The sequence below is a fragment of the Pseudomonas sp. Irchel 3E20 genome, from assembly GCF_900187645.1.
In the GTDB taxonomy this organism is placed as follows: Bacteria; Pseudomonadota; Gammaproteobacteria; order Pseudomonadales; family Pseudomonadaceae; genus Aquipseudomonas.
On the sequence record NZ_FYEE01000001.1, the window covers coordinates 1 to 25,564 of the forward strand.

At 64.5% G+C, this 25,564-nt stretch carries 21 protein-coding genes; 15 read left to right on the forward strand and 6 right to left on the reverse strand.

Annotated features, from left to right (window positions below; translation table 11 throughout):
- Positions 1-232 precede the first annotated feature (232 nt).
- The 6 genes from recC to CKW13_RS00030 all read left to right on the forward strand — a co-directional run bounded on the left by recC (position 233) and on the right by CKW13_RS00030 (position 12,521).
- Positions 233-3,682 carry an exodeoxyribonuclease V subunit gamma gene (gene recC / locus CKW13_RS00005; protein WP_095105723.1) on the forward strand — a complete coding sequence of 1,150 codons (3,450 nt, stop codon included), beginning with the start codon at positions 233-235 and terminating at the stop codon, positions 3,680-3,682.
- Complete coding sequence (gene recB / locus CKW13_RS00010; protein WP_095105726.1) at positions 3,679-7,371, forward strand: exodeoxyribonuclease V subunit beta; 3,693 nt, start codon at positions 3,679-3,681, stop codon at positions 7,369-7,371. Before recC ends, recB begins: the two co-directional genes overlap by 4 nt.
- Positions 7,368-9,443 (forward strand): exodeoxyribonuclease V subunit alpha, encoded by a 2,076-nt coding sequence (recD, locus tag CKW13_RS00015; RefSeq protein WP_095105729.1) that lies wholly within the window; start codon positions 7,368-7,370, stop codon positions 9,441-9,443. The genes recB and recD overlap by 4 nt, the downstream gene beginning before the upstream one ends.
- Before the next feature lie 728 nt (positions 9,444-10,171).
- Entirely contained in the window at positions 10,172-10,747 is a 576-nt protein-coding gene (locus CKW13_RS00020; protein WP_095105731.1) for a YfiR family protein, read from the forward strand.
- Positions 10,744-12,012: a diguanylate cyclase domain-containing protein gene (locus CKW13_RS00025; protein WP_095105734.1), complete on the forward strand. Its 1,269-nt coding sequence runs from the start codon at positions 10,744-10,746 to the stop codon at positions 12,010-12,012. The genes CKW13_RS00020 and CKW13_RS00025 overlap by 4 nt, the downstream gene beginning before the upstream one ends.
- Before the next feature lie 29 nt (positions 12,013-12,041).
- A complete protein-coding gene (locus CKW13_RS00030; protein WP_095105737.1) occupies positions 12,042-12,521 on the forward strand; it encodes an OmpA family protein in 480 nt (159 codons plus the stop codon).
- A 43-nt stretch (positions 12,522-12,564) separates the two neighbouring features.
- Here the strand turns inward: CKW13_RS00030 and CKW13_RS00035 are convergent, their stop codons facing one another.
- Positions 12,565-13,533 (reverse strand): LysR family transcriptional regulator, encoded by a 969-nt coding sequence (locus CKW13_RS00035; RefSeq protein WP_095105740.1) that lies wholly within the window; start codon positions 13,531-13,533, stop codon positions 12,565-12,567.
- Between the two features lie 148 nt (positions 13,534-13,681).
- Between CKW13_RS00035 and CKW13_RS00040 the strand changes: the two genes are divergently transcribed.
- On the forward strand, positions 13,682-15,208 hold the full coding sequence (locus CKW13_RS00040) for a CoA-acylating methylmalonate-semialdehyde dehydrogenase (RefSeq protein WP_095105743.1): 1,527 nt from the start codon (positions 13,682-13,684) through the stop codon (positions 15,206-15,208).
- A 10-nt stretch (positions 15,209-15,218) separates the two neighbouring features.
- The gene (gene mmsB / locus CKW13_RS00045) at positions 15,219-16,106 is read left to right on the forward strand and encodes a 3-hydroxyisobutyrate dehydrogenase (protein ID WP_095105746.1); all 888 of its coding nucleotides are present in this window, start codon (positions 15,219-15,221) and stop codon (positions 16,104-16,106) included.
- 156 nt (positions 16,107-16,262) lie between these two features.
- Here mmsB and CKW13_RS00050 read toward each other — a convergent pair whose 3' ends face one another.
- Positions 16,263-16,607, reverse strand: coding sequence for a cupin domain-containing protein (locus CKW13_RS00050; RefSeq protein WP_095105749.1), 345 nt, complete (start codon positions 16,605-16,607; stop codon positions 16,263-16,265).
- Between the two features lie 250 nt (positions 16,608-16,857).
- On the opposite strand from CKW13_RS00050, the gene kynB reads away from it, so the two are divergent.
- Positions 16,858-17,499: an arylformamidase gene (gene kynB / locus CKW13_RS00055; RefSeq protein ID WP_095106982.1), complete on the forward strand. Its 642-nt coding sequence runs from the start codon at positions 16,858-16,860 to the stop codon at positions 17,497-17,499.
- 57 nt (positions 17,500-17,556) lie between these two features.
- On the forward strand, positions 17,557-18,411 hold the full coding sequence (gene kynA / locus CKW13_RS00060; protein WP_095105752.1) for a tryptophan 2,3-dioxygenase: 855 nt from the start codon (positions 17,557-17,559) through the stop codon (positions 18,409-18,411).
- Between the two features lie 36 nt (positions 18,412-18,447).
- Here the strand turns inward: kynA and CKW13_RS24610 are convergent, their stop codons facing one another.
- Complete coding sequence (locus tag CKW13_RS24610; RefSeq protein WP_256576477.1) at positions 18,448-18,657, reverse strand: hypothetical protein; 210 nt, start codon at positions 18,655-18,657, stop codon at positions 18,448-18,450.
- A 352-nt stretch (positions 18,658-19,009) separates the two neighbouring features.
- On the opposite strand from CKW13_RS24610, the gene CKW13_RS00070 reads away from it, so the two are divergent.
- Genes CKW13_RS00070 through CKW13_RS00090 form a run of 5 tightly spaced genes read left to right on the forward strand, consistent with a single transcriptional unit; the run spans position 19,010 to position 23,328 of the window.
- On the forward strand, positions 19,010-19,759 hold the full coding sequence (locus tag CKW13_RS00070) for a 2OG-Fe dioxygenase family protein (protein ID WP_095105755.1): 750 nt from the start codon (positions 19,010-19,012) through the stop codon (positions 19,757-19,759).
- A 36-nt stretch (positions 19,760-19,795) separates the two neighbouring features.
- Positions 19,796-20,197: an adenosylmethionine decarboxylase gene (speD, locus tag CKW13_RS00075; RefSeq protein ID WP_095105757.1), complete on the forward strand. Its 402-nt coding sequence runs from the start codon at positions 19,796-19,798 to the stop codon at positions 20,195-20,197.
- Between the two features lie 11 nt (positions 20,198-20,208).
- Positions 20,209-20,658 (forward strand): ester cyclase, encoded by a 450-nt coding sequence (locus tag CKW13_RS00080; protein WP_176465017.1) that lies wholly within the window; start codon positions 20,209-20,211, stop codon positions 20,656-20,658.
- A 12-nt stretch (positions 20,659-20,670) separates the two neighbouring features.
- Positions 20,671-21,849 carry an aminotransferase class V-fold PLP-dependent enzyme gene (locus CKW13_RS00085; protein ID WP_095105762.1) on the forward strand — a complete coding sequence of 393 codons (1,179 nt, stop codon included), beginning with the start codon at positions 20,671-20,673 and terminating at the stop codon, positions 21,847-21,849.
- Positions 21,850-21,873: 24 nt separating this feature from the next.
- Positions 21,874-23,328 (forward strand): glutamine synthetase family protein, encoded by a 1,455-nt coding sequence (locus CKW13_RS00090; RefSeq protein ID WP_095105764.1) that lies wholly within the window; start codon positions 21,874-21,876, stop codon positions 23,326-23,328.
- 10 nt (positions 23,329-23,338) lie between these two features.
- On the opposite strand, the gene CKW13_RS00095 is transcribed toward CKW13_RS00090, so the two are convergent.
- The 3 genes from CKW13_RS00095 to CKW13_RS00105 form a co-directional block, all read right to left on the reverse strand.
- Complete coding sequence (locus CKW13_RS00095; protein WP_095105767.1) at positions 23,339-24,202, reverse strand: DMT family transporter; 864 nt, start codon at positions 24,200-24,202, stop codon at positions 23,339-23,341.
- Between the two features lie 20 nt (positions 24,203-24,222).
- The gene (locus CKW13_RS00100; protein ID WP_095105771.1) at positions 24,223-25,134 is read right to left on the reverse strand and encodes a LysR family transcriptional regulator; all 912 of its coding nucleotides are present in this window, start codon (positions 25,132-25,134) and stop codon (positions 24,223-24,225) included.
- Positions 25,135-25,346: 212 nt separating this feature from the next.
- Positions 25,347-25,562 (reverse strand): DUF3079 domain-containing protein, encoded by a 216-nt coding sequence (locus CKW13_RS00105; protein ID WP_095105774.1) that lies wholly within the window; start codon positions 25,560-25,562, stop codon positions 25,347-25,349.
- Between the last annotated feature and the right edge of the window lie 2 nt (positions 25,563-25,564).

Here is a 25,564-nt window from a genome sequence, read left to right on the forward strand (position 1 = left end):
CATCCCGAACTCAGCAGTGAAACGATGCATCGCCGATGGTAGTGTGGGGTTTCCCCATGTGAGAGTAGGTCATCGTCAAGATTAAATTCCGAAACCCCATTTGCGAAAGCAGATGGGGTTTTGTTTTGCGCGATGGAAAAGCGCGCAAGTGCACCCGAATCCTCACCGTTGGTCAGCAGCGGACAGTGCTAAGGTTCGCCTCTGGTTTTTTGCATTTTTCAAGGAAGCTCCCATGCCGGATGCGACGTCTCTCAGTGCGGGTTTCATGGTGGTTCAGAGCAACAGCCTGGATGAACTGCGCAGCCTGGTGATAAACCTGATGCGGCGTTACCCCTTGGCGCCCCTGGAGAATGAAATTGCCCTGGTACAGAGCAATGGCATCGCGCAATGGCTGAAACTGGCACTGGCCGAAGACCGCGAGGACGACGACCTCGGCGGTTGCGGTATCGCCGCCGCGATCGATGTGCAATTGCCCGGCAGCTTCATGTGGCAGCTCTATCGCATGGTGCTGGGCCGTGACGAGATTCCTTCCAAGTCCCTGCTGGACAAAGCGCCGCTGACTTGGCGCCTGATGCGCCTGCTGCCCGAGCTGATTGACCAGCCGCACTTCGAGCCGCTGCAACGCTTCCTCACCCACGACACCGACCTGCGCAAGCGCTACCAACTCTGCGAGCGCCTGGCCGATCTGTTCGACCAATACCAGGTATACCGCGCCGACTGGCTCGAAGATTGGGCCGCCGGCCGCCATCAGTTGCGCAATGCCCGAGGCGAGCCCAAACCCCTGACGCCGGCCAATTGCTGGCAGGCCCAATTGTGGCGCGCGCTGTTGTTGGACGTGGGCCAGGAAGGCATGGCCCAGAGCCGTGCCGGCGTGCACCAGCGCTTTATCGAACGCATCCATAGCCTGGACACAGCGCCCCTGGGTCTGCCGTCGCGGGTGATCGTTTTCGGGATTTCCTCGCTGCCGGCCCAGGCCCTGGAGGCACTGGCGGGCCTGGCGCGGTTCAGCCAGGTGTTGCTGTGCGTGCACAACCCTTGCCGGCACCATTGGGCCGACATCGTCGCCGATAAAGACCTGTTGCGGCACCAATACAAACGCCAGGCACGCAAGGCCGGCATGCCCCAGGTCATCGACCCGCAAACCCTGCACCAGCACGCTCACCCGTTGCTGGCCGCGTGGGGCAAGCAGGGGCGCGACTACATCAGCCTGCTCGACAGCTACGACGACCCCGGCAGTTACCGGGCGACGTTTCGCGACGGGCGCATCGACCTGTTCAGCGACAACAACCCGCACACGCTGCTCAACCAATTGCAGGACGACATTCTCGAACTGCGCCCCCTGGCGGAAACCCGCGAGCACTGGCCCGCGGTCGATCTGGTGGCGGACGAGTCGATCCGTTTTCACATCGCCCACAGCGCCCAGCGTGAAGTGGAGATCCTCCACGACCAACTCTTGGCCCGCTTCAGCGCCGACCCGGAGCTGAACCCCCGCGACGTGATCGTCATGGTGCCGGACATCGACAGCTATGCCCCGCACATCCGCGCCGTGTTCGGCCAACTCGAGCGCCACGATTCGCGCTTCATCCCCTTCACCCTGGCCGACCAGGGCCAGCGTGGCCGCGACCCGTTGCTGATTGCCGTGGAGCACCTGCTCAAGTTGCCCGACAGCCGCTTCCCGGTCAGCGAGATCCTCGATTTACTGGACGTGCCCGCCCTGCGCGAGCGCTTTGGCATTGCAGAGCGCGACCTGCCCACGCTGCACCGCTGGATCGAAGGCGCGGGCATCCGCTGGGGCATCAACGCCCAGCAGCGCGCCGGCCTGGGCCTGCCGGCGGACCTGGAGCAGAACAGTTGGCAGTTCGGCCTGCGCCGTATGCTGCTGGGTTATGCAGTCGGCAGTGGCGAGGCCTGTGATGGCATCGAGCCCTACGATGAAATCGGCGGCCTCGACGCGGCGTTGATCGGCCCTTTGGTGGCCCTGCTCGACGCCTTGCAGCGCGCCCACCAGGAGTTCTCCAGCGCCGCCACCCCGGCGCAGTGGGGCGAACGTCTGCAAGGGTTGATGCAGTTGTTCTTCCTGGCGGCCACCGAGCACGACGACTTCCTCCTCGCACAATTGGAAGAACTGCGCGAAACCTGGCTGGAAACCTGCGAAACCGTGGGCCTGCAAGATGAGCTGCCGCTCACCGTGGTGCGCGAAGCCTGGCTTGCCGGGTTGGACCAGGGCCGTTTGTCCCAGCGTTTCCTGGCCGGTGCGGTGAACTTCTGCACCCTGATGCCGATGCGCGCCATCCCCTTCAAACTGGTGTGCCTGTTGGGCATGAACGACGGTGATTACCCCCGCGCCCAGCCGCCCCTGGACTTCGACCTGATGGGCAGCGACTACCGCCCCGGCGACCGCTCGCGGCGCGAGGACGACCGCTACCTGCTGCTCGAAGCCCTGCTCTCGGCCCGCGAGCAGCTCTACATCAGTTGGGTCGGGCGCAGCATCCGCGACAACAGCGAGCGCCCGGCGTCGGTGTTGATCGGCCAGTTGCGCGATCACCTGGCCAGCGGTTGGCGGCTGGCCGATGATAGCGACCTACTGGCCGCCGTCACCGAAGAACACCCGCTGCAACCCTTCAGTGCCCGCTATTTCCATCAGGGCGCGGGCTTGTTCAGCTACGCCCGGGAATGGCAGGCCCTGCACCAACCCTGCGCACCCATCGCCCCGGTCGAGGCCCTAGGCCCTTACGTTCAGGAAGAGCCCTTGGCCTTGGGGCAGTTGCAGGACTTTTTACGCAACCCGGTGCGGCACTTCTTCAGCCAACGCTTGAAAGTGTTCTTTGAAGCTGCGCAAGCGCCGCTGGAAGACGAAGAACCCTTCGTGCTGGATGCACTGCAACGCTACAACCTCAGCGACAGCCTGCTGCAAGCGGCGCTGCTGGCCCCCGAGCAGGCCGACGCCGCGCTCGCCGCCCAGGCCCGGCGCCTACAGGGCAGTGGCCTGCTGCCCATGGCCGGTTTCGGCCAATGCTTGCAGCACGAGTTGATGGAGCCGCTGCCCGGCCTGTTGCAACGCCACCAACAGCTGCTGGCCCTGTGGCCGACGCCGCTGGCCAGCGCCATGGCCATCAGCCTGGACCTGCACGGCGTCACCCTCGAAGGCTGGCTCGGTGGCCTGCACCGGCGCAGCGACGGGGCGTTACTGGCGGTCACCCCCATCGCCAACGGCATCGGCGCGATCAAAAGCCGCAAATGGCATCGCTTGATCCGCCCCTGGGTCAACCACTTGGCCGCGTGCGCCAGTGGCTGGCCGATGACCACCGCCCTGGTGGCCAGCGACGACACCCTGCTGCTCGCGCCCCTGGAACCGGGCGCCGCCCAAGCCCTGCTCGGCGACGTGCTGCAAGCCTGGCAAAGCGGCATGCGCCAGCCCTTGCCGGTGGCGGTGAAAACCGCATTCGCCTGGCTAAGCCAAAGCGACCCGGCCAAGGCCGACGCCGCCGCGCGCAAGGCTTATGAAGGCGACGGCCAGACCTTTGAGGGCGAGCGTCGGGAAAGCCCGGCCCTGGCCCGCCAGTTTGCCGACTACAACGCGTTGGTGAGCGACGAAACCTTCGCCGATTGGTGCAACGCCCTGTACCGCCCGCTGCTCGATGCGCCCTGGCGCTCCCAAGCCCAAGACGAGGCTCGCCCATGACCCCTCAAGCGCCACTGGCCCTGGCCTTCCCCCTGCGCGGCAGCCAGTTGATCGAAGCCAGCGCCGGCACCGGTAAGACCTTCACCATCTCGGCCCTGTACCTGCGCCTGGTGTTGGGTCACGGCGGCGAGGCCGCAGGCTTTGGCCGCGAGCTGCTGCCACCGCAGATTCTCGTCGTGACCTTCACCGATGCCGCCACCCAAGAGCTGCGCGAGCGCATCCGCACACGTCTGGCCGAAGCGGCGCGGTTCTTTCGCGACGAAACCCCGGCCCCCGACAGCCTGATCGACGAGTTGCGCGGGCAATTCACCCCCCAGCAATGGGCCGGGTGCGCCAATCGCCTGGACATCGCCGCGCAGTGGATGGACGAAGCCGCCGTCTCGACCATCCACAGTTGGTGCCAGCGCATGCTGCGCGAACACGCCTTCGACAGCGGCAGCCTGTTCACCCAGACCCTGGAAACCGACCACAGCGACCTGCTCGGCGAAGTGCTGCGCGATTACTGGCGGCTGTTCTGCTACCCCATGCAGGGCGATGCGCTGAACTGGGTGCGCGCCCACTGGGGCGGGCCGGCCGCTCTGCTGCCTCGGGTGCGGGCGCTGTTTGCCAGCGAACGCCACGGCGAAGAAGGCAAGCCCCCCGCCGAACTGATCGAAGAATGCCTGCAAGAGCGCCGCGCCGCCCTGGTGCAACTCAAAGCGCCGTGGCTGCAATGGGCCGATGAACTCAAGGCCATTTGCCTGCAAGGCGTGGCCGCGAAAACCGTCGATGGGCGCAAGATGCAGGCGCGTTTTTTCGAGCCCTGGTTCGAGAAACTCAGCGCCTGGGCCGCAGATGAACACCAGGAGCAACTGGACATCGGCACCGGGTTCACCCGCCTGACCCCTGACGGCATGGCCGAAGCCTGGAAGGGCGAGCCGCCGCACCACCCCGGGCTGGACGCCATGCCCGCGCTCAAGGCCAGCCTCGACGCCTTGCCCACCCCGGACTCCGCAGTGCTGCAACACGCGGCACGCTGGATCGGCGCGCGCTTTGAGGCGGAAAAACGCCGCCGCGCCGAGATGGGCTTCGACGACATGCTCCTGCGCCTGGACGCGGCGTTGCAGGTGGAGGGCGGCGAGCGGCTCGCGGCGCTGATCCGCGAGCAGTTTCCAGTGGCCCTGATCGACGAATTCCAGGACACCGACCCGGTGCAGTACCGCATCTTCGAGAGCATTTACCGCATCGAAGACAACGACCCGGCCAGCGGCCTGTTCCTCATCGGCGACCCCAAGCAGGCGATCTACGCCTTCCGTGGCGCCGACATCTACACCTACCTGCGCGCCCGCCAAGCCACCCGCGGGCGCCTGCACACCCTGGGCACCAACTTTCGCTCCAGCCACGCCATGGTGCGGGCGGTCAACCATGTGTTCGAGCGGGCCGAGGCGCGGGAGGCCGGGCGCGGCGCGTTCCTGTTCCGCGAGGCCGATGGCGACAACCCGGTGCCGTTCCTGGCCGTGCAGTCCCAGGGCCGCAAAGAGCACTTGCAGGTGGACGGCCAAGCCCTGGCGGCGCTGAACATTTGGCACCTGGCCAGTGAACAGCCACTGGCCGGCATGCAGTACCGCCAGCACCTGGCCGCGGCCTGCGCCAGCGAGATCGTCAAACTGCTCAACGGCGGCCAGCAGGGCCGTGCCGGGTTTGCCCGCGACGGCGAGGCCCTGCGCGGCTTGCTGCCGGCAGACATCGCCATCCTCGTGCGCGACGGCAAGGAAGCCCAAGCCGTGCGTGGCGAGTTGTCCGCGCGCGGCGTGCGCAGCGTGTACCTGTCGGACAAAGACTCGGTGTTCAGCGCCCAGGAAGCCCACGACCTGCTGGCCTGGCTCAAGGCCTGCGCCGAGCCGGATGTCGAGCGGCCGCTGCGCGCCGCCCTGGCGTGCCCGACCCTGAACCTGCCGTTGGCGGAGCTGGAACGCTTGAACCAGGACGAACTGGCCTGGGAGGCGCGGGTCATGCAGTTTCGCGGCTACCGCGAGCTGTGGCGCAAACAGGGCGTGCTGCCGATGCTGCGCCGCTTGCTGCACGACTTCCACTTGCCGCAAACCCTGATCGCGCGCAACGACGGCGAGCGGGTGCTGACCAACCTGCTGCACCTGAGCGAACTGATGCAGCAAGCGGCGGCGGAACTGGACGGCGAACAAGCGCTGATCCGCCACTTGGGCGAACACCTGGCGGCGTCCGGGCAGGCCGGCGAAGAGCAGATCCTGCGCCTGGAAAGCGACGAGCAACTGGTCAAAGTGGTGACCATCCACAAATCCAAGGGCCTGGAATATCCCCTGGTGTTCCTGCCGTTCATCTGCTCGGCCAAACCGGTGGACGGCAGCCGTTTGCCCCTGAGCTACCACGACGAATTCGACCGCCCCCAGGTCAGCCTGCGGCCCACCCCCGAGCTGATTGCCCTGGCCGACGGCGAACGCCTGGCCGAAGACCTGCGCCTGCTCTACGTGGCTCTGACCCGCGCCCGCCATGCCTGTTGGCTGGGGGTGGCGGACCTCAAGCGCGGCAACCACAACCGCTCGGTGCTGCACCTCTCGGCGCTGGGCTACCTGCTCGGCGGCGGCGCCGCGTTGGCCGAGCCGGCCGGGTTACGCCCCTGGCTTGAGGGCCTGCAACTCGGCTGCGACGCGGTGCACTGCGCCGACTTGCCGCCTGCCGAGGACGTGCGCTTCCACCCCCCGCGCAACGACGCCGCGCTGCTGCCGGCCCTTGTGCCTGCGCGCCGCGCCACGCAGAACTGGTGGATCGCCTCCTACAGCGCCCTGCGCCTGGGCGAAAGCCTGAGCGAAGGCAGCGACGAGGCGCCGGAAAACCCCCAGGCGCAAAAACTCTTCGACGACGAACGCCTCGACCCCGACGCCGTGCGCGAAGTGGTCAGCAGCGGCGGCGACATCCACCGCTTCCCCCGTGGCCCCAACCCGGGCACCTTCCTCCACGGCTTGCTGGAGTGGGCCGGCAACGAAGGCTTCGCCGTGGACCGCGCCAGTCTCACCGACGCCGTGGCCCGGCGCTGCAACCGCCGCGGCTGGGAAGGCTGGATCGACACCCTGGGCGACTGGCTCGCCCACCTGCTGCACGTGCCGCTGGCCATCGGCGCCGGGCAGCCGCCCGTGGTGCTCGGGCAACTGACGCAGTACCGCATCGAAATGGAATTCTGGTTCGCCAGCCACAAGGTTGACGTGCGCCAACTCGATCGCTTGGTGTGCCAACACACCCACGGCGGCGCCCCCCGGGTGGCCGCCGAGCCGGTGCTGCTCAACGGCATGTTCAAAGGCTTTATCGACCTGACGTTCGAGCACGAGGGCCGTTATTACGTGGCCGACTACAAATCCAACTGGCTGGGCGCCGACGACACCGCCTACACGGCGGCGGCCATGGAGGCGTCCATCCTGGAGCACCGTTACGATTTGCAGTACGTGTTGTATTTGTTGGCCTTGCACCGCCAGCTCAAAGCGCGGCTCACCGACTACGACTACGACCGGCACATGGGCGGCGCCCTGTACCTGTTCATGCGCGGCAGCCGCGCGCCGAGCCAGGGCAGCTACTTCGTGCGCCCGCCCCGTGAACTGATCGAACACCTGGACCTGCTCTTCCAGGGCAAACCCCCGGCACCCAAGGCCGAACCCGCGTGGGAACAAGGAGTTTTGCTATGAGCCGTGCCTTCGCCGATTTGCTGCCCGTCGCCCTGGACGCCGAACAACTGGCCGCCCTCGCGCCCCTGAGCCGCACCGACGACCTGCTGTGGGTGTTCAGCCGTTGGGCCGAACGCGGTTGGCTGCGGGCGCTGGACCTGGCCTTCGTGCGCTTTTTGCATGAACTGGAACCGGGCGGCGACCCCTTGGTGCTACTGGCGGCGGCCCTGACCAGCCATCAACTGGGCCACGGCCATGTGTGCCTGGACCTGGTTGAAACCCTCAAGGCGCCGGACTTCGCCCTGTCCCTGCCGCCCGAGGGTGACGGTGCGGTAATCCTCTTGCCCTCCCAGGTGCTGGCCGGGCTGGACGGGGCCCATTGGTGCCAGGCGTTGGCCGGCAGCCGCCTGGTGGCGGGGGCCGCGGACGACAGCGCCGAGGCGCGGCAACGGCCCCTGGTGCTGGCGGGCACGCGCCTGTACCTGCGCCGTTACTGGGCCTACGAGCGGCGCATCGACAGCGCCTTGCGTCAGCGCTTGGCTGTGCACGAAGGGGGCAACACCGACCTGCGTGGGCGCCTCGACGCCCTGTTCGGCGCCCGCGACGCCAGCCAACCGGTGGACTGGCAAAAACTCGCCTGCGCCCTGGCCACCCGCGCCGGGTTCAGCATCGTCACCGGCGGCCCCGGCACCGGCAAGACCACCACCGTGGTACGCCTGCTGGCGCTATTGCAGGCCCCCGCTGTGGCCGCGGGCCAGCCGCTGCGCATCCGCCTCGCCGCGCCCACCGGCAAAGCGGCGGCGCGCCTGAGCGAATCCATCAGCCAGCAAGTGCGCGGCCTGGACGTGGACGAGGCGGTGCGCGCGCGCATCCCTGCCGACGTCACCACCGTGCACCGCTTGCTCGGCAGCCGCCCCGGCACCCGGCACTTTCGCCACCACGCCGGTAATCGCCTGGCGTTGGACGTGCTGGTGGTGGACGAAGCCTCGATGATCGACCTGGAAATGATGGCCAACCTGCTCGACGCCTTGGCGCCCCACGCGCGGTTGGTGCTGCTGGGGGACAAGGACCAATTGGCCTCGGTGGAGGCGGGTGCCGTGCTCGGCGACCTGTGCCGCGACGCCGAGGCCGGTTGGTACGACCCGCAGACCCGCGCCTGGCTGGAGGCGGCCAGCGGCGAAACCCTCGGCGGCGCCGGGTTGCAACAAGACACCGACGCCAGCCACCCCTTGGCCCAGCAAGTGGTGATGCTGCGCCACTCGCGGCGCTTCGGCGAAGGCAGCGGCATCGGCCAATTGGCCCGTTGGGTCAACCAACAACAACCCGAGCAAGCCCGCGCCCTGCTGGCGGCGCACAGCCATGGCGACCTGTTTTGCCTGCCCCTCAAGGGCGAACAGGACCGCGCCCTCGAACGCCTGCTGCTCGACGGCCACGGCGACGGCCCCCAGGGCTACCGCCACTACCTGAGCCTGCTGCGCAGCACCCGCCCGCACGCGCCGACGCACGACCCGCGCTGGGCTGCATGGGCCGGCGCGGTACTGGGGGCGTTCGATGAGTTCCAATTGCTCTGTGCCGTGCGCAAAGGCCCGTGGGGCGTGGAGGGCCTGAACCTGCGCATCACCGCCGCGTTGCTCAAGGCGCGGCTGATCGACAGCGACCAGCAATGGTACGAAGGCCGCCCGGTACTGATGACCCGCAACGACTATGGCCTGGGCCTGATGAACGGCGACATCGGCATCGCCCTCAACCTGCCGGAACCGGACGCCAATGGCACCCTACGCCCGGTACTGCGGGTGGCCTTCGCCCGCAACGACGGCCAGGGCGGGGTGCGATTTGTGCTGCCCAGCCGTCTGAATGACGTGGAAACCGTGTACGCCATGACCGTGCATAAATCCCAAGGCTCGGAGTTCGCCCACACCGCCCTGATCCTCCCCGACGCCCTCAACCCGGTGCTGACCAAAGAGCTGATCTACACCGGCATCACCCGCGCCAAACACTGGTTCAGCCTCATCGAGCCCCGCGCCGGCGTGTTTGAAGAAGCCACCCGGCGCAAGGTCAAGCGCCTGAGTGGGTTGATGCTGGAGCTGGCATAGCACCCCAAACCCCTGCGGGAGTGGGCAGGACTCTGTGGGAGCGGGCCTGCCCGCGATGGCGGTATTCCTGCCGGTGAAGAAGCATCAGGCATACCGCTGCCATCGTGGCCTAGGTATCTACATAACTGGGGTTTAGGTTTGGGGGCATATCCGTTTTTTTGGGGGGGGCGGCTGGCGGTTCCGCCCTGACGGCGGGTCCCTTTTGGCAAACGCCCCAAAAGGAACCAAAAGGTCTTGCCCCTCCATCCGGTGTCTCGCTAACGCTCGACATTCCCTCACTCCGGCATTGCTCCGGGGGCGCGCCGCGAAGGGCCCTCCATGGCCCATCGCGGCTAGTTCGGCATCCCTGCCGAACTGCCCCCTGCGCAAGGCCTGCGTTCGGCCTCCTGGGAATGGGGCGGGTGGATCAAGATCAAAAGCCAGATCAAAAGCCAGATCAAAAGCAAAAGCCGTAGGAGTCGGGCTACCACGCAGGCCTGGTTGTCACCCTTCCCTGCGGGAGTGGGCAGGATTCTGTGGGGGTGGGCAGAATTTTGTGGGAGTGGGCCTGCCCGCGATGGCGGTATTCCTGCCGGTGAAGAAGCATCAGGCATACCGCTGCCATCCTCGGATCGCCGCCCCGACCCAGCCCACCGTTGAACTGTAGGGGCGTGGTCTGGATCCCACCGGCTAAAGGCGCTGTGCTATCGTTGCGGCATTATCCTACGTAGTTAGAAGAGAATTCCTGCATGGTTGTGGCTGTGTCGCCGGCAGAGCGCATGGGTGGATGCAAGCAGTTCCTGTTGGCCAGCCTGTTCTGTCTGTCGGCCCCGTTCGCCCATGCCCAAGCCGCTGCGCCGCGGAGCATGGCCGAGCAGCGTGCCCAGGCTGTCACCCAAGTGGTGCTGGGGATTCTCAGCTACGCCCGTTGGCCCGTGGAGCCGCAGCAACTGCGCCTGTGTGTGGTCGGGCCCACCGAATACACCGACGACCTGGTCAAGGGCACCACCCAAGCCACCGGCCGCCCCGTGCAGGTGCGGCGCCTGTTGGCGGATAACCCGGCGATTCTCACAGACTGCGACTCGGTGTACATCGGCAAACTCAACGCCGACCAACGCACACGTCTGTTCAGTGACCTCACCGGGCGCCCGGTGTTGAGCATCAGCGAGGGCGGCGACCAATGCACCGTGGGCAGCCTGTTCTGCCTGCGGGTCAGCGACCAGCAGGTGTCGTTTGAGGTCAACCTCGACTCCGTAGCCCGCAGCGGCGTGCGCATTCACCCCAGCGTGCTGCAATTGTCGCGTCGGCGGGCGGCAGAGCCGTGAAGCTGTTCAGCCGCTCGGCCCGCCCAACCCTGCAATCGGTGATCGGTCGCGGGCACCTGACGGTGGCGTTGGCAGCGGTGTCGATGGCCAGTGTCTCCCTGACCCTGCTGGGCATGCTGGCCTTGCGGGTGTATGCCGACCACAACCTGCACCTGATCGCCCGGTCCATCAGCTACACCGTGGAAGCGGCGGTGGTGTTCGACGACAAACAGGCCGCCACCGAAGCCCTGGCGCTGATCGCCGCCACCGAAGAAGTGGCCGATGCCCAGGTGTTCGACGCCACAGGCCAATTGGTGGCGCGTTGGCAGCGCCCGGAAAACGGCCTGTTTTCCCATTTGGAAATGCAGGTGGCGCGCAGCTTCCTGGAAAAACCCATCACCCTGGCCATCGTCCACCAGGACCGCACCGTCGGCAGCCTCTTGCTGGTGGGCCACGGCGGCAGCTTGCTGCGCTTTTTGCTCAGTGGCCTGGCGGGCATCGTGCTGTGCACGGCCCTCAGTGCCTGGGTCGCGCTGTACCTGGCGCGGCGCCAGTTGCAAGGCATCACCGGGCCGCTGCGCAACCTCGCCCATGTGGCCCACGCCGCCCGTAGCGAGCGCACGTTCGACCGGCGTGTACCGAAGGCGCGGATCGTCGAGCTGGACAACCTGGGCAACGACTTCAATGCTTTGCTCGATGAAATGGAAACCTGGCAAAACCACCTGCAAAGCGAGAACGAAAGCCTCGCCCACCAGGCCAGCCACGACAGCCTCACGGGCCTGCCCAACCGTGCGTTCTTCGAAGGCCGGTTGATCCGCGCCCTGCGCAACGCCAGCAAACACGACGAGCGGGTCGCGGTGCTGTTCCTCGACAGCGACCGCTTCAAGGGCATCAACGACCGTTTCGGCCACGCCGCCGGCGACGCGGTGCTGGTGGCCGTGGCCAACCGGGTGCGCGCGCAACTGCGTGAGGAAGACCTGGTGGCGCGCCTGGGCGGCGACGAGTTCGCGGTACTGCTTGCGCCCCTGCACCAGATCGAAGACGCCGAGCGCATTGCCGACAAAATCATCGCCAGCATGGCATTGCCCGTGCAGTTGCCCGGCAACGCGGCGGTGATGACCTCCCTGAGCGTTGGCATTGCCGTCTACCCCGACCACGGCGCGACTCCGAGCGCGCTGATCGATGCCGCCGACGCGGCGATGTACCACGCCAAACGCCTCTCGCGGGGCGGGCAACATACGGCCGGGTCGGAGCACTCGGCCGCCCACGTGCAAACCAGGAGCTAAATTCCGTGTTCTCTTTGACTCAGCGTTCCATGCGTTTCTTCACCCTGACCCTGTTCATCGCCCTTGCGGCCCTGGCCGGGTGCCAGAGCGCCCCGCCCAAAGGCCTGACCCCGGCGCAGATCGCCGTGCTCAAGCAACAAGGTTTCGAGTTGACCGAGGAGGGCTGGGCCTTTGGCCTGTCGGGCAAGGTGCTGTTTGGCAGCGACGTGGAAAGCCTCAACGCACCGAGCACGGAAATTGTTGAACGCATCGGCAAAGCCCTGATGGGCGTGGGCATCAACCACGTGCGCGTAGACGGCCACACCGACTCCTCGGGCAAAGAGGCCTACAACCAGCAACTGTCCCTGCGCCGCGCCAAAAGCGTGGCCAAGGTGCTGACCTCCGTGGGCATGCCCGAACACAACATCGAACTGCGCGGCCTGGGCAGCAGCGAACCGGTGGCCAGCAACACCACCGCGGCCGGGCGCACCGAAAACCGCCGGGTATCGATCGTGGTCAGCGCCGACTAAGCCTCGCGGCAAGCCGCAAGCCGCAAGCCGCAAGCCGCAAGTTTCAAGTTTCACGCTTGCCGCTTGCCGCTCCCAATACCATCTGCGCTTGCTCTCCCATCAGCAGCGCTCGGTTGCGCTCGGTCACGTCCCTGATGTAATCCCACAACAACGTAATGCGCTTGAGCTTGCGCAAATCCTCGCGGCAGTACATCCAAAATTGCCGGGTGATGTTGATGTCCTCGGGCAATACCGGCAGCAGGCGCGGGTCCTGGGCGGCAAGGAAGCACGGCAGGATGGCCAGGGAGCGGCCCTGTTGCGCGGCGACGTATTGGGCGATGACGCTGGTGCTGCGCAGGTTGGCGCTGGCGCCGGGCACCACGTTGGCCAGGTATAAAAGCTCGGAACTGAACGCCAGGTCATCGACGTAGCTGACGAACGGGTGCCGCGCCAGGTCGGCGGGGCGGCGGATGGGCGGGTGTTGGTCCAGGTAGGCCTGGGTGGCGTAGAGCTGCAAGCGGTAGTCGCACAGTTTGCAGCACACGTAGGGCCCGTGTTCCGGGCGTTCCAGGGCGATCACGATGTCGGCTTCGCGCTTGGACAGGCTGATGAAGTGGGGCAGCGGCAGGATGTCCACGCTGATCGCCGGGTAGGCATCGACGAAGTGGCTCAACTGCGGGGTGATAAAGAAACTGCCAAAACCTTCGGTGCAACCCATGCGGATATGCCCCGACAGCGCCACGCCCGAGCCGGACACCTGCTCGCAGGCAATGTGCAGGGTGCTTTCGATCGACTCGGCGTACCCCAGCAACCGCTGGCCCTCGGCGGTGAGGACAAAGCCATTGGTGCGCGATTTCTCGAACAGCAGCGTGCCCAGCGCACCCTCCAGGGAACTGATGCGCCGCGACACGGTGGTGTAGTCCACCGCCAGGCGCTTGGCTGCGGTGCTGGCCTTGCGGGTGCGGGCCACCTCCAAGAAAAACTTGAGGTCGTCCCAGTTCAGCGAACCCAGGGAAGTGATGTTTTTTTGCATGTTGGACCGGTTTTTATGTGCGTACTTATTAGAAGTTTGCACATCTATACTCCAAAAACCGTCCGCCCACCAACCCGGACCCCCGCCTCATCCTCAAGGCCACCGCAGGCCTTGGCTCCTTGAACAACGACAAGATCTGGAGACCTGCATGAACGCTTCGCTTACTTCTGCCGATACCACCCTGCAACGGGCCAAGCTGTTGATCGATGGCCAGTGGGTCGAATCCCAAACCAGCGAATGGCACGACATCGTCAACCCGGCCACCCAGCAAGTGCTGGCCCAGGTGCCGTTCGCCACGGCCGCTGAAGTCAATGCCGCCATCGATGCCGCCCACCGCGCCTTCCAGACCTGGAAGCTGACGCCCATCGGCGCGCGCATGCGCATCATGCTCAAACTCCAGGCCTTGATCCGCGAACACTCCAAGCGCATCGCCGTGGTCCTCAGCGCCGAACAGGGCAAGACCCTCGCCGACGCCGAAGGCGATATTTTCCGTGGCCTGGAAGTGGTGGAGCACGCCTGTTCCATCGGCACCCTGCAAATGGGCGAGTTTGCCGAGAACGTCGCCGGTGGCGTCGATACCTACACCCTGCGCCAGCCTATCGGCGTGTGCGCAGGCATCACCCCGTTCAACTTCCCGGCGATGATTCCGCTGTGGATGTTCCCCATGGCCATCGCCTGCGGCAACACCTTCGTGCTCAAGCCTTCGGAGCAGGACCCGCTGTCCACCCTGCTGCTGGTGGAGTTGGCGCTGGAAGCGGGCGTGCCACCGGGCGTGCTCAACGTGGTGCATGGCGGCAAGGACGTGGTCGATGCGCTCTGCACCCACAAAGACATCAAGGCCGTGTCCTTCGTGGGCTCCACCGCCGTGGGCACCCACGTCTATGACCTGGCCGGCAAGCACGGCAAGCGCGTGCAATCGATGATGGGCGCCAAGAACCACGCCGTGGTGCTGCCCGACGCCAACCGCGAGCAAACCCTCAACGCCCTGGTGGGTGCCGGTTTCGGCGCGGCCGGGCAGCGTTGCATGGCCACCTCGGTGGTGGTGCTGGTGGGCGCGGCCAAGCAATGGCTGCCGGACCTCAAGGCCCTGGCACAAAAACTCAAGGTCAACGCGGGCAGTGAGCCGGGCACCGATGTCGGCCCGGTGATTTCCAAGCGCGCCAAGGAACGTGTGCTGGGCCTGATCGAAAGCGGCATCAAGGAAGGCGCCAAGCTGGAACTCGATGGCCGTGACATCAAAGTACCTGGCTACGAGCAAGGCAACTTCGTCGGCCCGACCCTGTTTTCCGGGGTGACCACCGACATGCAGATCTACACCCAGGAAATCTTCGGCCCGGTGCTGGTGGTGCTGGAGGTCGACACCCTCGATCAGGCCATTGCCCTGGTCAACGCCAACCCGTTCGGCAACGGCACCGGCCTGTTCACCCAGAGCGGCGCGGCGGCGCGCAAGTTCCAGAGTGAAATCGACGTCGGCCAGGTGGGCATCAACATCCCGATCCCGGTGCCGGTGCCGATGTTCAGCTTCACCGGCTCGCGTGGCTCGAAACTTGGCGATCTGGGGCCGTACGGCAAGCAAGTGGTGCAGTTCTACACCCAGACCAAAACCGTCACCAGCCGCTGGTTCGACGATGACAGCGTCAATGATGGCGTGAACACCACCATCAACCTGCGTTGAGGAAACAGCCATGAACATCGCATTTATCGGCTTGGGCAACATGGGCGCGCCCATGGCCCGCAACCTGCTCAAGGCCGGCCATTCGCTGCACCTGTTCGACCTTAACCAAAGCGTGCTGGCGGAGCTGGCGCAACTGGGCGGCACCATCAGCGCCTCGCCCCGCGACGCCGCCCAAGGCGCCGAGTTGGTGATTACCATGCTGCCGGCCGCCGCCCATGTGCGCAGCGTGTGGCTGGGCGAGGAGGGCGTATTGGCCGGGATCGGCGCCGGCGTGCCCGCCGTCGATTGCAGCACCATCGACCCGCAGACCGCCCGCGACGTGGCGGCCGCGGCGGCCAAACAAGGCGTGGCCCTGGCCGATGCGCCGGTGTCGGGCGGCACGGGCGGCGCGGCGGCCGGGACCCTGACCTTTATGGTCGGCGCCACGCCCGAGTTGTTCGCCACCCTGCAACCGGTGCTGGCGCAGATGGGGCGCAACATCGTCCATTGCGGCGCGGTCGGTACGGGGCAGATCGCCAAGATCTGCAACAACCTGCTGCTGGGCATCTCCATGGTCGGCGTCAGCGAAGCCATGGCCCTGGGCGATGCCCTGGGCATCGACACCCAGGTGCTGGCGGGGATCATCAACAGCTCCACCGGGCGCTGCTGGAGCTCGGAGGCGTATAACCCGTGGCCGGGCGTGGTGGAAACCGCCCCGGCCTCGCGCGGCTACACCGGCGGTTTCGGCGCCGAGCTGATGCTCAAGGACCTGGGCCTGGCCACCGAAGCCGCCCGCCAGGCCCACCAACCGGTGGTGCTCGGTGCCGTGGCCCAGCAGCTGTACCAGGCCATGAGCCTGCGCGGCGAAGGTGGGCAGGATTTCTCGGCGATCATCAACAGCTATCGCAAGCCGCAGTAAGAGGCTTGGCCTAAAACTCAGTAGCAACAAAACCGGTGGGAGCGGGCCTGCCCGCGATAGCGCCACGCCAGACACCCGATGCAGGGCCTGGCACGCCGCTATCGCGAGCAGGCTCGCTCCCACCGTTGTTGTTCTTGGGTTTTTATCGATTGCCCATCAGGCAAACACAAAATACTTACGCACCGTTTCCACCACTTCCCAGGTGCCTGTCATGCCCGGTTCCACGACAAAAATGTCGCCGGCGCGCAGGTGGATCGGCGCCATGCCGTCCGGGGTTATCACGCAGTAGCCTTCCTGGAAATGGCAGTACTCCCACTTCACGTATTCCACCCGCCATTTGCCGGGGGTGCAGATCCAGGTGCCCATGATCTTGCTGCCGTCTTCGCTGGTGTAGGCGTTGAGGTTGACGGTGTGCGGGTCGCCTTCCAGGCGTTGCCATTTGCAGGCGTCGAGCAGCGGCAGGGGGTGGGTGTCGCGTAGCACGGTAATGGGGGCGGACATGTTGGCTCCAGGTTGTCGGCAGAACAGAACCGGCACCCTAGCCCTTGCCTGCGCCGGCCAGTTGTCTGGGTTCGACACTGGGGTATCCGCAAGCGCAATGCCTGCGGCGGCGGGTGTTTGAAGAATCCTCCGGCAAAGGGCTTTTTTTTGGCAGCAAGTGCGAAATTCAGCGGAGGCTGTAGGAGAATTCGCAAGAATCTTGACGGCTATCGCTCGTATGATGCCTTTCAACGTGGCCGAGAACAGCACAATGAACAACACACCTGCGTGGTGGGACATCAGCCCGCCGTTGAGTAATGCAACGCCCACCTGGCCCGGCGACACGCCGTTCCAGGAAGAGCGCGTGTGGACCTTCGGGCCGCAGTGCCCGGTCAATGTCGGGCGCGTGACCCTGTCGCCGCACACCGGCGCCCATGTCGATGCGCCCCTGCATTACAGCCCCGAAGGCGCGGCCATCGGCCAGGTGCCGCTGGATGTCTACATGGGGCCGTGCCGCGTGCTGCATTGCCTGGACAGCGGCGAGCTGGTGCAACCGGAGCAACTGGCGGGGCAGCTTGAGGGCGTGCCCGCGCGCGTGCTGCTGCGCACCTATCGTCAGGCACCGCTGGACGTGTGGGACGAACACTTCACCGCCGTCGCCCCGGCCACCGTGGAGCTGCTCGCCAGCCTGGGGGTGCGCCTGCTCGGCATCGACACGCCGTCCCTGGACCCGCAGCAATCGAAAACCATGGACGCCCACAACGCCATCGCCCGCCACGGCATGGCGATCCTCGAAGGCATCGTCCTCGACGAAGTGGCGCCGGGGGATTACGAGTTGATCGCCTTGCCCCTGCGTTTCGCCAACCTGGACGCCAGCCCCGTGCGCGCGATCCTGCGCCCGCTCAAGCCCTGACTTAGCCCATAACGATGCGGGCGGCCCGAACCGCCCCAGCCCCGAGGAACCGCCGCAATGAGTCAATGCCCGTACTCCCCCTCCAACCAGGACGCCGACTGGCATAACGCCGAGCTGAATTTTTCCGATTCCATGAGCTACGGCGACTACCTGGACCTGGGCCGCATCCTCAGCGCCCAGCACCCGCTGTCGCCGGACCACAACGAACTGTTGTTCATCATCCAGCACCAGACCTCGGAGCTGTGGATGAAACTGATGCTTCACGAACTCAAGGCCGCCCGCGAACACATCCGCCTGAGCGAACTGCAACCGGCGTTCAAGATGCTGGCGCGGGTCTCGCGGATCTTCGATCAACTGGTGCACGCCTGGACCGTGCTGGCGACCATGACCCCCACCGAGTACCACTCGATCCGCCCGTTTTTGGGCCAGTCGTCGGGGTTCCAGTCGTTCCAGTACCGCGAGATCGAATTCCTCCTGGGCAACAAGAGTGCGACCCTGTTGCGCCCCCACGCCCATCGCCCGGAACTGCTCCAAGCCTTGCAGGAAGCGATTGTCACGCCGTCGCTGTATGACGAGGCGATCGGCCTGATGGTCAAGGCCGGCCTGCACATCGACCCGCAACGCTTTGAGCGTGACCCCAGCAGCCCGACCGCCCACGACCCGTCCGTGGAAGCGGCGTGGCGCGAGGTCTACACCGACCCCAAGCGCTACTGGGACCTGTACCAGTTGGCCGAGAAATTCATCGACCTGGAAGACTCCTTCCGCCAATGGCGCTTTCGCCACGTGACCACGGTGGAACGCATCATCGGCTTCCAACCCGGCACCGGCGGCACCGAAGGCGTGGGCTACCTGCGCAAAATGCTCGACACCGTGCTCTTCCCCGAACTGTGGCGCGTGCGCTCGACCCTCTGATTGCACGTATGGGCGGGGCGCGCACAGGCCCATTGCTCACGGTAGGCCGGGGCGTTTGAGGTGGGCAGGGGGCTGCGCTTGCACCTGGGGTTGCTGGGCGTCGGCCCAGGCGATGGGCGGGCCGCCGCCCCGGGCCATGCTCGCCCCCGCGGCCCGCACCAGCGAACCCCTTTGCAGCACCTGATCGAACACCACCCATGGGTAGAACTTGAGTTTGCCGGCCACAGACAGGGTGGTGAATTTCATGGAGGCCTCGGTCCGCCGCAGGGCGGGAGGCGGCCATCGTCCTCACAACGGGTTGGGGCTGGCGAAACCGTGCGCCGGGGCCGGTAGTCGATAAACAGCGCGCTGCGTGCCGGCCAGGCTTGGAAACACAATCCAGTGTTATTAAACAATCACAATGCCTTGTTCTATTTGGATTTTTCGGTAGTTGCCGGGCGCTTGCCGTTTTCATAACGTTTGAAGTGTTGACGGGGATGCGCCTACTTGGGCAAGTTGGCGCCTTGAAAGTTGCAGGTGGTGTTGGGAGAAGAATTAGCTGCCTCGACTTTTATGGCTGCGGTAACACGCTTTCGGGGATTGAAGAAAGGAACTCACTATGTTTGACAAGGCCGTCGTGCCCGCGCGTTTGTGCATGTACGACTCTTCAGTTTCATTCGTGCATGGGCAAGTAGCGTTAAAACAACCGACGCTGCCGGAGCAGGACACGCTCTATCAGGACTTTCGGGATTTTCAGGCCGACTTTGGCAACTTGCCCCTCGATGAATATATGAAAGAGGGTGACACTTATCGTCGGCGGCGTTTTAACGAAGTTCTGCTGCGCGATGAGGGGGAACATATAGCGTTGACCTTGAAACCGCTGCGGGGTTTTTTTCAGGAGGCGACGGTCAATGGTTATTCCGGTGGTGTCGAGCGGATTTATCAGCCCCTTGAACCGTCAACCATCAATAACCGGTTCCTGCATCAATTGATCGTGGATATGTACCTGTTGTTGCCCGCCGAACGCCGCGCGGTTTCCAGTACCTGGGATATCGGCATTCATCTGTACCGCATCACCGCCCAGCCCGATGTGCCCGGCCAGCCTGTGCCCGAAGGGCCGCACCGCGATGGCCACGAGTTCACTTCCATCACCCTGGTCAAACGCCACAACATCGAGGGCGGTGAAAGCCTGTTCTGCGATCAGCAAGCCCGGGTCAGGCTGCGCCATACCTTGCGCCAGCCCCTGGAAACCGCCTTGTTCGACGATGCGCAGGGTTTGCATGACGTCACGCCCATCCACAGCCTGGATCGAGTGAACAGTGGCTACCGGGATATCTGCGGTTTTTCCCTGAACCCGTGCCCGCAATAACGTCAGCCTTTATTCAAGAAGAGGGTGGGAGCCGGTATGGGAACTAACGAGTGTGTAGGGCCGAACCTGTATTTGTTATCGGATGGGCAAGGGGCGTATGCCGGTAAACATCTGCTGGTGGATTTATACGGTGCACGCAATATTGATAATGTCGAAAGTGTCCGCCGTGCATTGGTGGCGGGCGTTGCCGCAGCGCGGGCGACGTTGTTGCACCAGTATTTTCATTACTTCACGCCCAATGGCGGCGTGTCGGGTGTTTGTGTGTTGGCCGAGTCGCATATTTCGATTCATAGCTGGCCAGAGTTCAATTATGCGGCGGTGGATATTTTCATGTGCGGTGACGCCGACCCGCATAAAGCCGTGGAAGTACTCAAACAATCATTCTCGCCATCGACGGTGGTCGTGGATGAAATTCGTCGTGGTAAAGACATTCTATAAGGAGCGGCATGATGTCGATTGATCTGTCCCAGGAAAACATGCGCAATGCCTACGTCAATATCTGGATCGGGGAAGTCTGGAATAAAGGCAATGTGAACTTCGTCGATTCGATATTTCACCCCGAGTTTGAAGACCACCGGCCGATTCCGCAGTTTGCCGGTAATTTGCAGGGCCACAAGTTAATGGCGGCGGACTGGCACCAGGCCTTTCCCGATGTGCGTTTCAACATCGAAAGCGTGATTGTGCAGGGCAATCAACTGGCCGCTCGCTACGTGGCCGAGGGCACCCATACCGGGGTGATCCTGGGCATCGAGGGCACGGGCGTGCCGGTGCGCCTGACCGGCATCGACATCTTCGGCTTCGAGGATGGCCTGGTGCGCCACTGGTGGCACGAAGAGGATTTCGACACCTTCATCCAGCCGATCCTGGCGGCGGATGCGCAACGTAAGCAAACGGTCTAGGAGGGCGTGGGCATGGACCTCAACAGGGCTGGGCACGCCGCCGAACACGCCTATCGCCGCGACCGGTTCGTCATGCCCCAGGGTTTGGTTTACCTGGCGGGCAACTCCTTGGGCCCGGCGGTGGCCGGGGTGGCGCAGCGCTTGGTGCAGACCTGCGAAGCGCAGTGGGGCCAGCAACTGGCGGGGGCCTGGAAAAAACACGGCTGGCTCGACGCGCCGCAGGCCATCGGCGACAAGATCGCCGGGCTGCTGGGTGCCGACCCGGGCACGACGTTGGTGTGCGATAGCACCTCGGTCAACCTGTTCAAGCTGTTGAACGCGGCATTGGCCCTGGACCCCACCCGCAAGGTGGTGCTGAGCGAGCAGGGGAATTTCTCCAGCGACCTCTATGTGGCCCAGAGTGTGGGCGTGCTGCACCCTGATATCGAGATCCGCATCGTGCCGCGCGCGGCCGTTGTCGATGCCCTCGATCGCTCGGTGGCGGTGCTGATGCTGTCCCATGTCGACTACCGCACGGGGCAAGCCCACGACCTGCACAGGCTCAATGAACAGGCGCGGGCGGTGGGGGCGTTGACGCTGTGGGATGTGTCCCACAGCGTCGGCATCATGGCGCTGGATTTCAACGCCAGCGGCGTCGATATGGCGGTGGGCTGCGGCTACAAGTATTTGAACGGCGGCCCGGGCGCGCCGGCGTTTGTCTACGCCAGGCGCGGGTTGCAGGAGCGCTTGCACAACCCGATCCAGGGTTGGTTGGGGCATGCCGAGCCGTTTGTGTTCAGTGACGGTTTTGTTCCGGCCGCCGGCATCAAGCGCATGCAGGTCGCCACCCCGACGACTTTTTCCCTGGTGGCGCTGGAGGCGGGCGTGGATTTGCTGCTGGAGGCCGGGATGCCCTGCGTCGAGGCCGGCAGCCGCGAGTTGTGCGCCCGGTTTATCGAGGCCTTGGCCCCCCACCTGCGTGCGGGCCGTGTTCGCTTGTTGCACGAGGTGGGCGGCGACAACCTCAGTGGTCATCTGGGGTTTTCGGTGGCCAATGCCCAGGCGCTGCACGAGGGCCTGATGGCGCAGGGGATCGTCGCCGAGTATCGCTACCCGGACCTGCTGCGGGTGGCCTTCAACCCCCTCTACACCAGCGTCGATGACCTGGGGCGCAGCGTGGAAAGTCTTAATCGCCTGCTGGCGCGGGTTTGATGCCGTTCAAGGGAGTCACACGTGATGGAACATGAAGCTTTCAGGGATTCGCCGCAGCGCCGGGACAACCTGCTTCGGGCCCTACGCTGGCTGCAAAGCAGTGGCGTGGAGTACGTCTACATGCAGTTTCCGTCCATCACCGGGCGGTTGCAGGGCAAGGGCATTCCGGCGCGGCATTTTGCGCGTATGGCCGAGAAGGGGTTTTCCATGGTCTACGGCGCCACGGTGAATGTGGCGTTGGACCGCTTTGGCAATTACCTGGGTTACCCGCCCAACGCCTCGGAGTTGCTGGCCTACCCCGAGCCGGAAACCCTGGTGCAACTGCCCTGGGATAAACGGGTGGCGCGGGTGTTCTGCGCGCTGTTTCGCAACCCCGCCGACCCCACGTCGCCCGGCCAGCGCCTGGACGCCGATTGCCGGGGTAACCTGCGCGCCCAACACCAGGCCTTTGAGGCCCGCCACGGCCTGCGACTGCGGGCCGGGATGGAGCCGGAAATGATGTGGTTGCGCCAGCAAGCGGGCGAGCCGCGCTATGTGGGCGTGACCGAGCCGCGTTGTTACCACATTGGCCAGTTTGAAACCTTGCGCCCGGTGTACATGAAAGTGCTGGAATACGCCCACGCCATGGGCTTGGACATGATCCAGGGCGACCACGAGGATGCGCCGGGGCAGTTGGAACTCAACTTCGCCTTCGATGACGTGCTGGCCAGTTGTGATCGGCTGATGACCTATCGGCAGATTTGCCATCAAGTCGCCCGCGAGTTCGACCTGGTGGCGTGTTTTCTGCCCAAGCCGTTTGCCGGGGTTTCAGGCTCTGGGTGCCACTTCAACCTGTCGCTGTGGGATGGCGGGCACGCGGTGTTGCGCGAGGAGGTGTTCGCCCGCACCCAGGGCATGGAGGAGGTCTATAGCCACTATGAAGGCGGCACCAACCTGTTCCTGCCCGCGGCGGGTGACCCGGGCCTGACCGATGTGGGCAAGTTCGCCATTGGCGGCATCCAGCGCCATTTGAATGCCTTGACGGCGATTGCGGCGCCCACGGTCAATTCCTACAAGCGCCTGTGGGAAACCGGTTTCTGGGCGCCGGTGCGGGCCAACTGGGGGTATCAGAACCGTACCTGTGCGATTCGCGTGTCGGCACCAGACCGGGTCGAGTACCGCACCGCCGACGCCATCGTCAACCCGTACCTGATGGCCAGTGCGCTGTTGGCGGCGATTGACGATGGTTTGGCCAACCGTGTGGAGCCCGGCCCCGCCACGGACGGCGACAGCTATGGCGAGCACCCGGCGCCCACGGCCTACGTGCCGCGCAACCTGGGGCAAGCCCTTGAGGCGCTGGACCACGACCCGGTAGTGTCTGCGGCCCTGCCGGGGGATATGAAGGGCTTGTTCCAGGCCATCAAAACCAACGAGTGGCAGTCGTTCCTGGCCACCGTCACCCAGTGGGACTTTGACACCTACCTAGACCACACGCCTTGACCGCGAGGTTTCACGCCGGGCGCTTTTGCTCGGCGCGAAAGGCCAGGTAGTTGGAGGCGAAGATTATCAGCGCGCCGACAAACACCCAGGTTTCCAGGCTTTCGCCGTAGAGCATGAAGCCCACTACGGCGATCAGCGGCACGCGGAAAAAATCGATGGGTATGGCAATCGAGGCGTCCATCAGGTTCAGGGCCTTGGCCATGGCAAAGTGCGCGCTCAACCCGGTGACCCCCAGCAACACGATCCACGGCAGGCACGCCATGGGCGGGGTGCGCCATTGCGCCAGCGACAGGGCCAGGCCCAGGGGCAACTGCAACAGCACCATCCAGATCACGATGATCGCGGGGCTGCTGGTCAGGGTCAGGCGTTTGACCAGAATGATGGACGTGGCGTAGCACACGGCGGCCAGCAGCACGACGAGAGCGGCCGGCTCCAGGGTGGCCATGCCCGGGCGCAGCACCACCAACACGCCGATGAAACCGCCCAGGGCCGCCAGTACCCGGGCAGTGCTCATGCGTTCTTTGAGGAACACAAAGGCCAGCAGCGACACCCAGATCGGTGTGGTGAATTCCAGGGCAAACACCGTCACCAACGGCAGCGCCGCCACGCCCACGGTCCAGGCGTACTGCCCGGCAAAGTGCACCGCGTTCCTGGCCACTTGCAGGCCAAGGTCCCGGGCCTGGCGCAACTGGCGGCGCTGGCGGTAGATCAACGGGGCAATAATCAACAGCCCGACAAAGGAGCGGAAAAACAGGATCTGGAAAATGGACATGAACGCGGAAAGTTCGCGGGAAGCCACCGCCATGCCCATGAAGGAGAGCAGGCTGGCGATCATCCACAGCACGCCGGCGAGCGGCACCTTGATGGGGGACATGCGGGTTCCTCTGGGGGCGGTCATTGGGTTCGCGCCTGTACGTGTACGGTGCCCAGTTTGGCCACCAGGTAATCAATAAAACGCCGGGCTTTGAGCGGTAGGTTAATGCCGTTGGGGTAAAGAATATTGACCGGCGAAGTGGCGAACTCATGTTCGGGGAATAAACGAATCAGAGTGTTGGCCTGAATATCATCCTTGAGCATCCAGGCCGGCAATGCCGCAATGCCCAGGTCGAACAACGCCATTTGATGAATCAGGGTCAGTGAGTTAGAGGCATAACGAATATTGGGCTTGACGATGAATACGTCGCCCGGTTGTTTGCGCAACACCCACTTGCCTTCTTTATACAGCGACTCATTGCTGATCCATGGCAGGGTATTAAGGCAGTTGATGTCTTGTACCCCGTAACGTTCGAGGAACTGGGGGCTGGCGACCAAGTAGTTTTCAAAGTCTGCAATCTTGCGGCACTTGAACGACGAATCTTCCAGCGGCCCGAGGCAGATGGCCAGGTCATGCCTGCCGCTGGCCAGGTTGGCCAGGGGGTAGCCGACGTCATGGACGATCTTCAAGTGAGGGTGAAGCCTGGAGAACTCAGCGATGGCGGGAACGATAAAGCGTGAGCCGTACTCGCGGGGCGAAACGATGCGCAATATGCCACACACTTGCCCGGTACTTTCCTTGAGTGTTTGCAGCGAGCAATCGATGCGCTGCTTTATATCCATGAAGTCATCATAGAAACGCTGGCCGGCTTCGGTGAGTGCCAATGACCGGGTGGTTCTGTTAATCAAGGTCGTGCCCAAGGAAAGTTCAAGTTCCTTGATGTGCACACTGACCATGCTGGTACTGATGTTGAGTTGCACTGCCGCGTGGGAAAACGACTTGAATTGAGCAACTTTTAGGTAAGCAAGAACCCGGTTGTAGTTAAAGTCCATTGTCGTTCCAGTCCCTGGATCGTTGAGCTTAAACAGTTGGCGAGGGTGTTATGCGGTGTGCCGCACAATACACAGCGAGTCCGGGTCTGGCAATTATTGGATAAGTCGATGTTTAGTGGGGCGGGCAGAATTCAGATATGACAAGGTATTTGACCGATATGCCATTGCAATAATGGCTTATGGCTATTTGATTTGGCCGGGAGGGTGCCGGTTCAGGCTTGCGGCTCTTCTTGCACTTCGATGGGTTGGGCCGGTACTTCGATGCCCCAATCCCCATGCAAGTACCAGTCTTCGCCGATCATTTCCGCCGGGTGCATGGTGCGGTCGGCGCCGTTGCCGCAGGCCAGGTCGGTGGTGGCACAGTAGCGGTCGCAGCCCCAGCAGATCCGCTCGGGGTGCTTGGGGTGCAGGGGGAAAGGCTTGGCCATGA

Coding starts and splice junctions, on each gene's coding strand:
- mmsB (WP_095105746.1), top strand. CDS start 15,219: ATGAACATCGCATTTATCGGCTTGGGCAACATGGGCGCGCCCATGGCC.
- CKW13_RS00040 (WP_095105743.1), top strand. CDS start 13,682: ATGAACGCTTCGCTTACTTCTGCCGATACCACCCTGCAACGGGCCAAG.
- recD (WP_095105729.1), top strand. CDS start 7,368: ATGAGCCGTGCCTTCGCCGATTTGCTGCCCGTCGCCCTGGACGCCGAA.
- CKW13_RS00050 (WP_095105749.1), bottom strand. CDS start 16,607: ATGTCCGCCCCCATTACCGTGCTACGCGACACCCACCCCCTGCCGCTG.
- CKW13_RS00100 (WP_095105771.1), bottom strand. CDS start 25,134: ATGGACTTTAACTACAACCGGGTTCTTGCTTACCTAAAAGTTGCTCAA.
- CKW13_RS00090 (WP_095105764.1), top strand. CDS start 21,874: ATGGAACATGAAGCTTTCAGGGATTCGCCGCAGCGCCGGGACAACCTG.
- recB (WP_095105726.1), top strand. CDS start 3,679: ATGACCCCTCAAGCGCCACTGGCCCTGGCCTTCCCCCTGCGCGGCAGC.
- CKW13_RS00080 (WP_176465017.1), top strand. CDS start 20,209: ATGTCGATTGATCTGTCCCAGGAAAACATGCGCAATGCCTACGTCAAT.
- kynB (WP_095106982.1), top strand. CDS start 16,858: ATGAACAACACACCTGCGTGGTGGGACATCAGCCCGCCGTTGAGTAAT.
- CKW13_RS00095 (WP_095105767.1), bottom strand. CDS start 24,202: ATGTCCCCCATCAAGGTGCCGCTCGCCGGCGTGCTGTGGATGATCGCC.
- CKW13_RS00030 (WP_095105737.1), top strand. CDS start 12,042: ATGCGTTTCTTCACCCTGACCCTGTTCATCGCCCTTGCGGCCCTGGCC.
- kynA (WP_095105752.1), top strand. CDS start 17,557: ATGAGTCAATGCCCGTACTCCCCCTCCAACCAGGACGCCGACTGGCAT.
- CKW13_RS00035 (WP_095105740.1), bottom strand. CDS start 13,533: ATGCAAAAAAACATCACTTCCCTGGGTTCGCTGAACTGGGACGACCTC.
- CKW13_RS00020 (WP_095105731.1), top strand. CDS start 10,172: ATGGTTGTGGCTGTGTCGCCGGCAGAGCGCATGGGTGGATGCAAGCAG.
- CKW13_RS00105 (WP_095105774.1), bottom strand. CDS start 25,562: ATGGCCAAGCCTTTCCCCCTGCACCCCAAGCACCCCGAGCGGATCTGC.
- CKW13_RS00085 (WP_095105762.1), top strand. CDS start 20,671: ATGGACCTCAACAGGGCTGGGCACGCCGCCGAACACGCCTATCGCCGC.
- CKW13_RS00070 (WP_095105755.1), top strand. CDS start 19,010: ATGTTTGACAAGGCCGTCGTGCCCGCGCGTTTGTGCATGTACGACTCT.
- CKW13_RS24610 (WP_256576477.1), bottom strand. CDS start 18,657: ATGAAATTCACCACCCTGTCTGTGGCCGGCAAACTCAAGTTCTACCCA.
- speD (WP_095105757.1), top strand. CDS start 19,796: ATGGGAACTAACGAGTGTGTAGGGCCGAACCTGTATTTGTTATCGGAT.
- recC (WP_095105723.1), top strand. CDS start 233: ATGCCGGATGCGACGTCTCTCAGTGCGGGTTTCATGGTGGTTCAGAGC.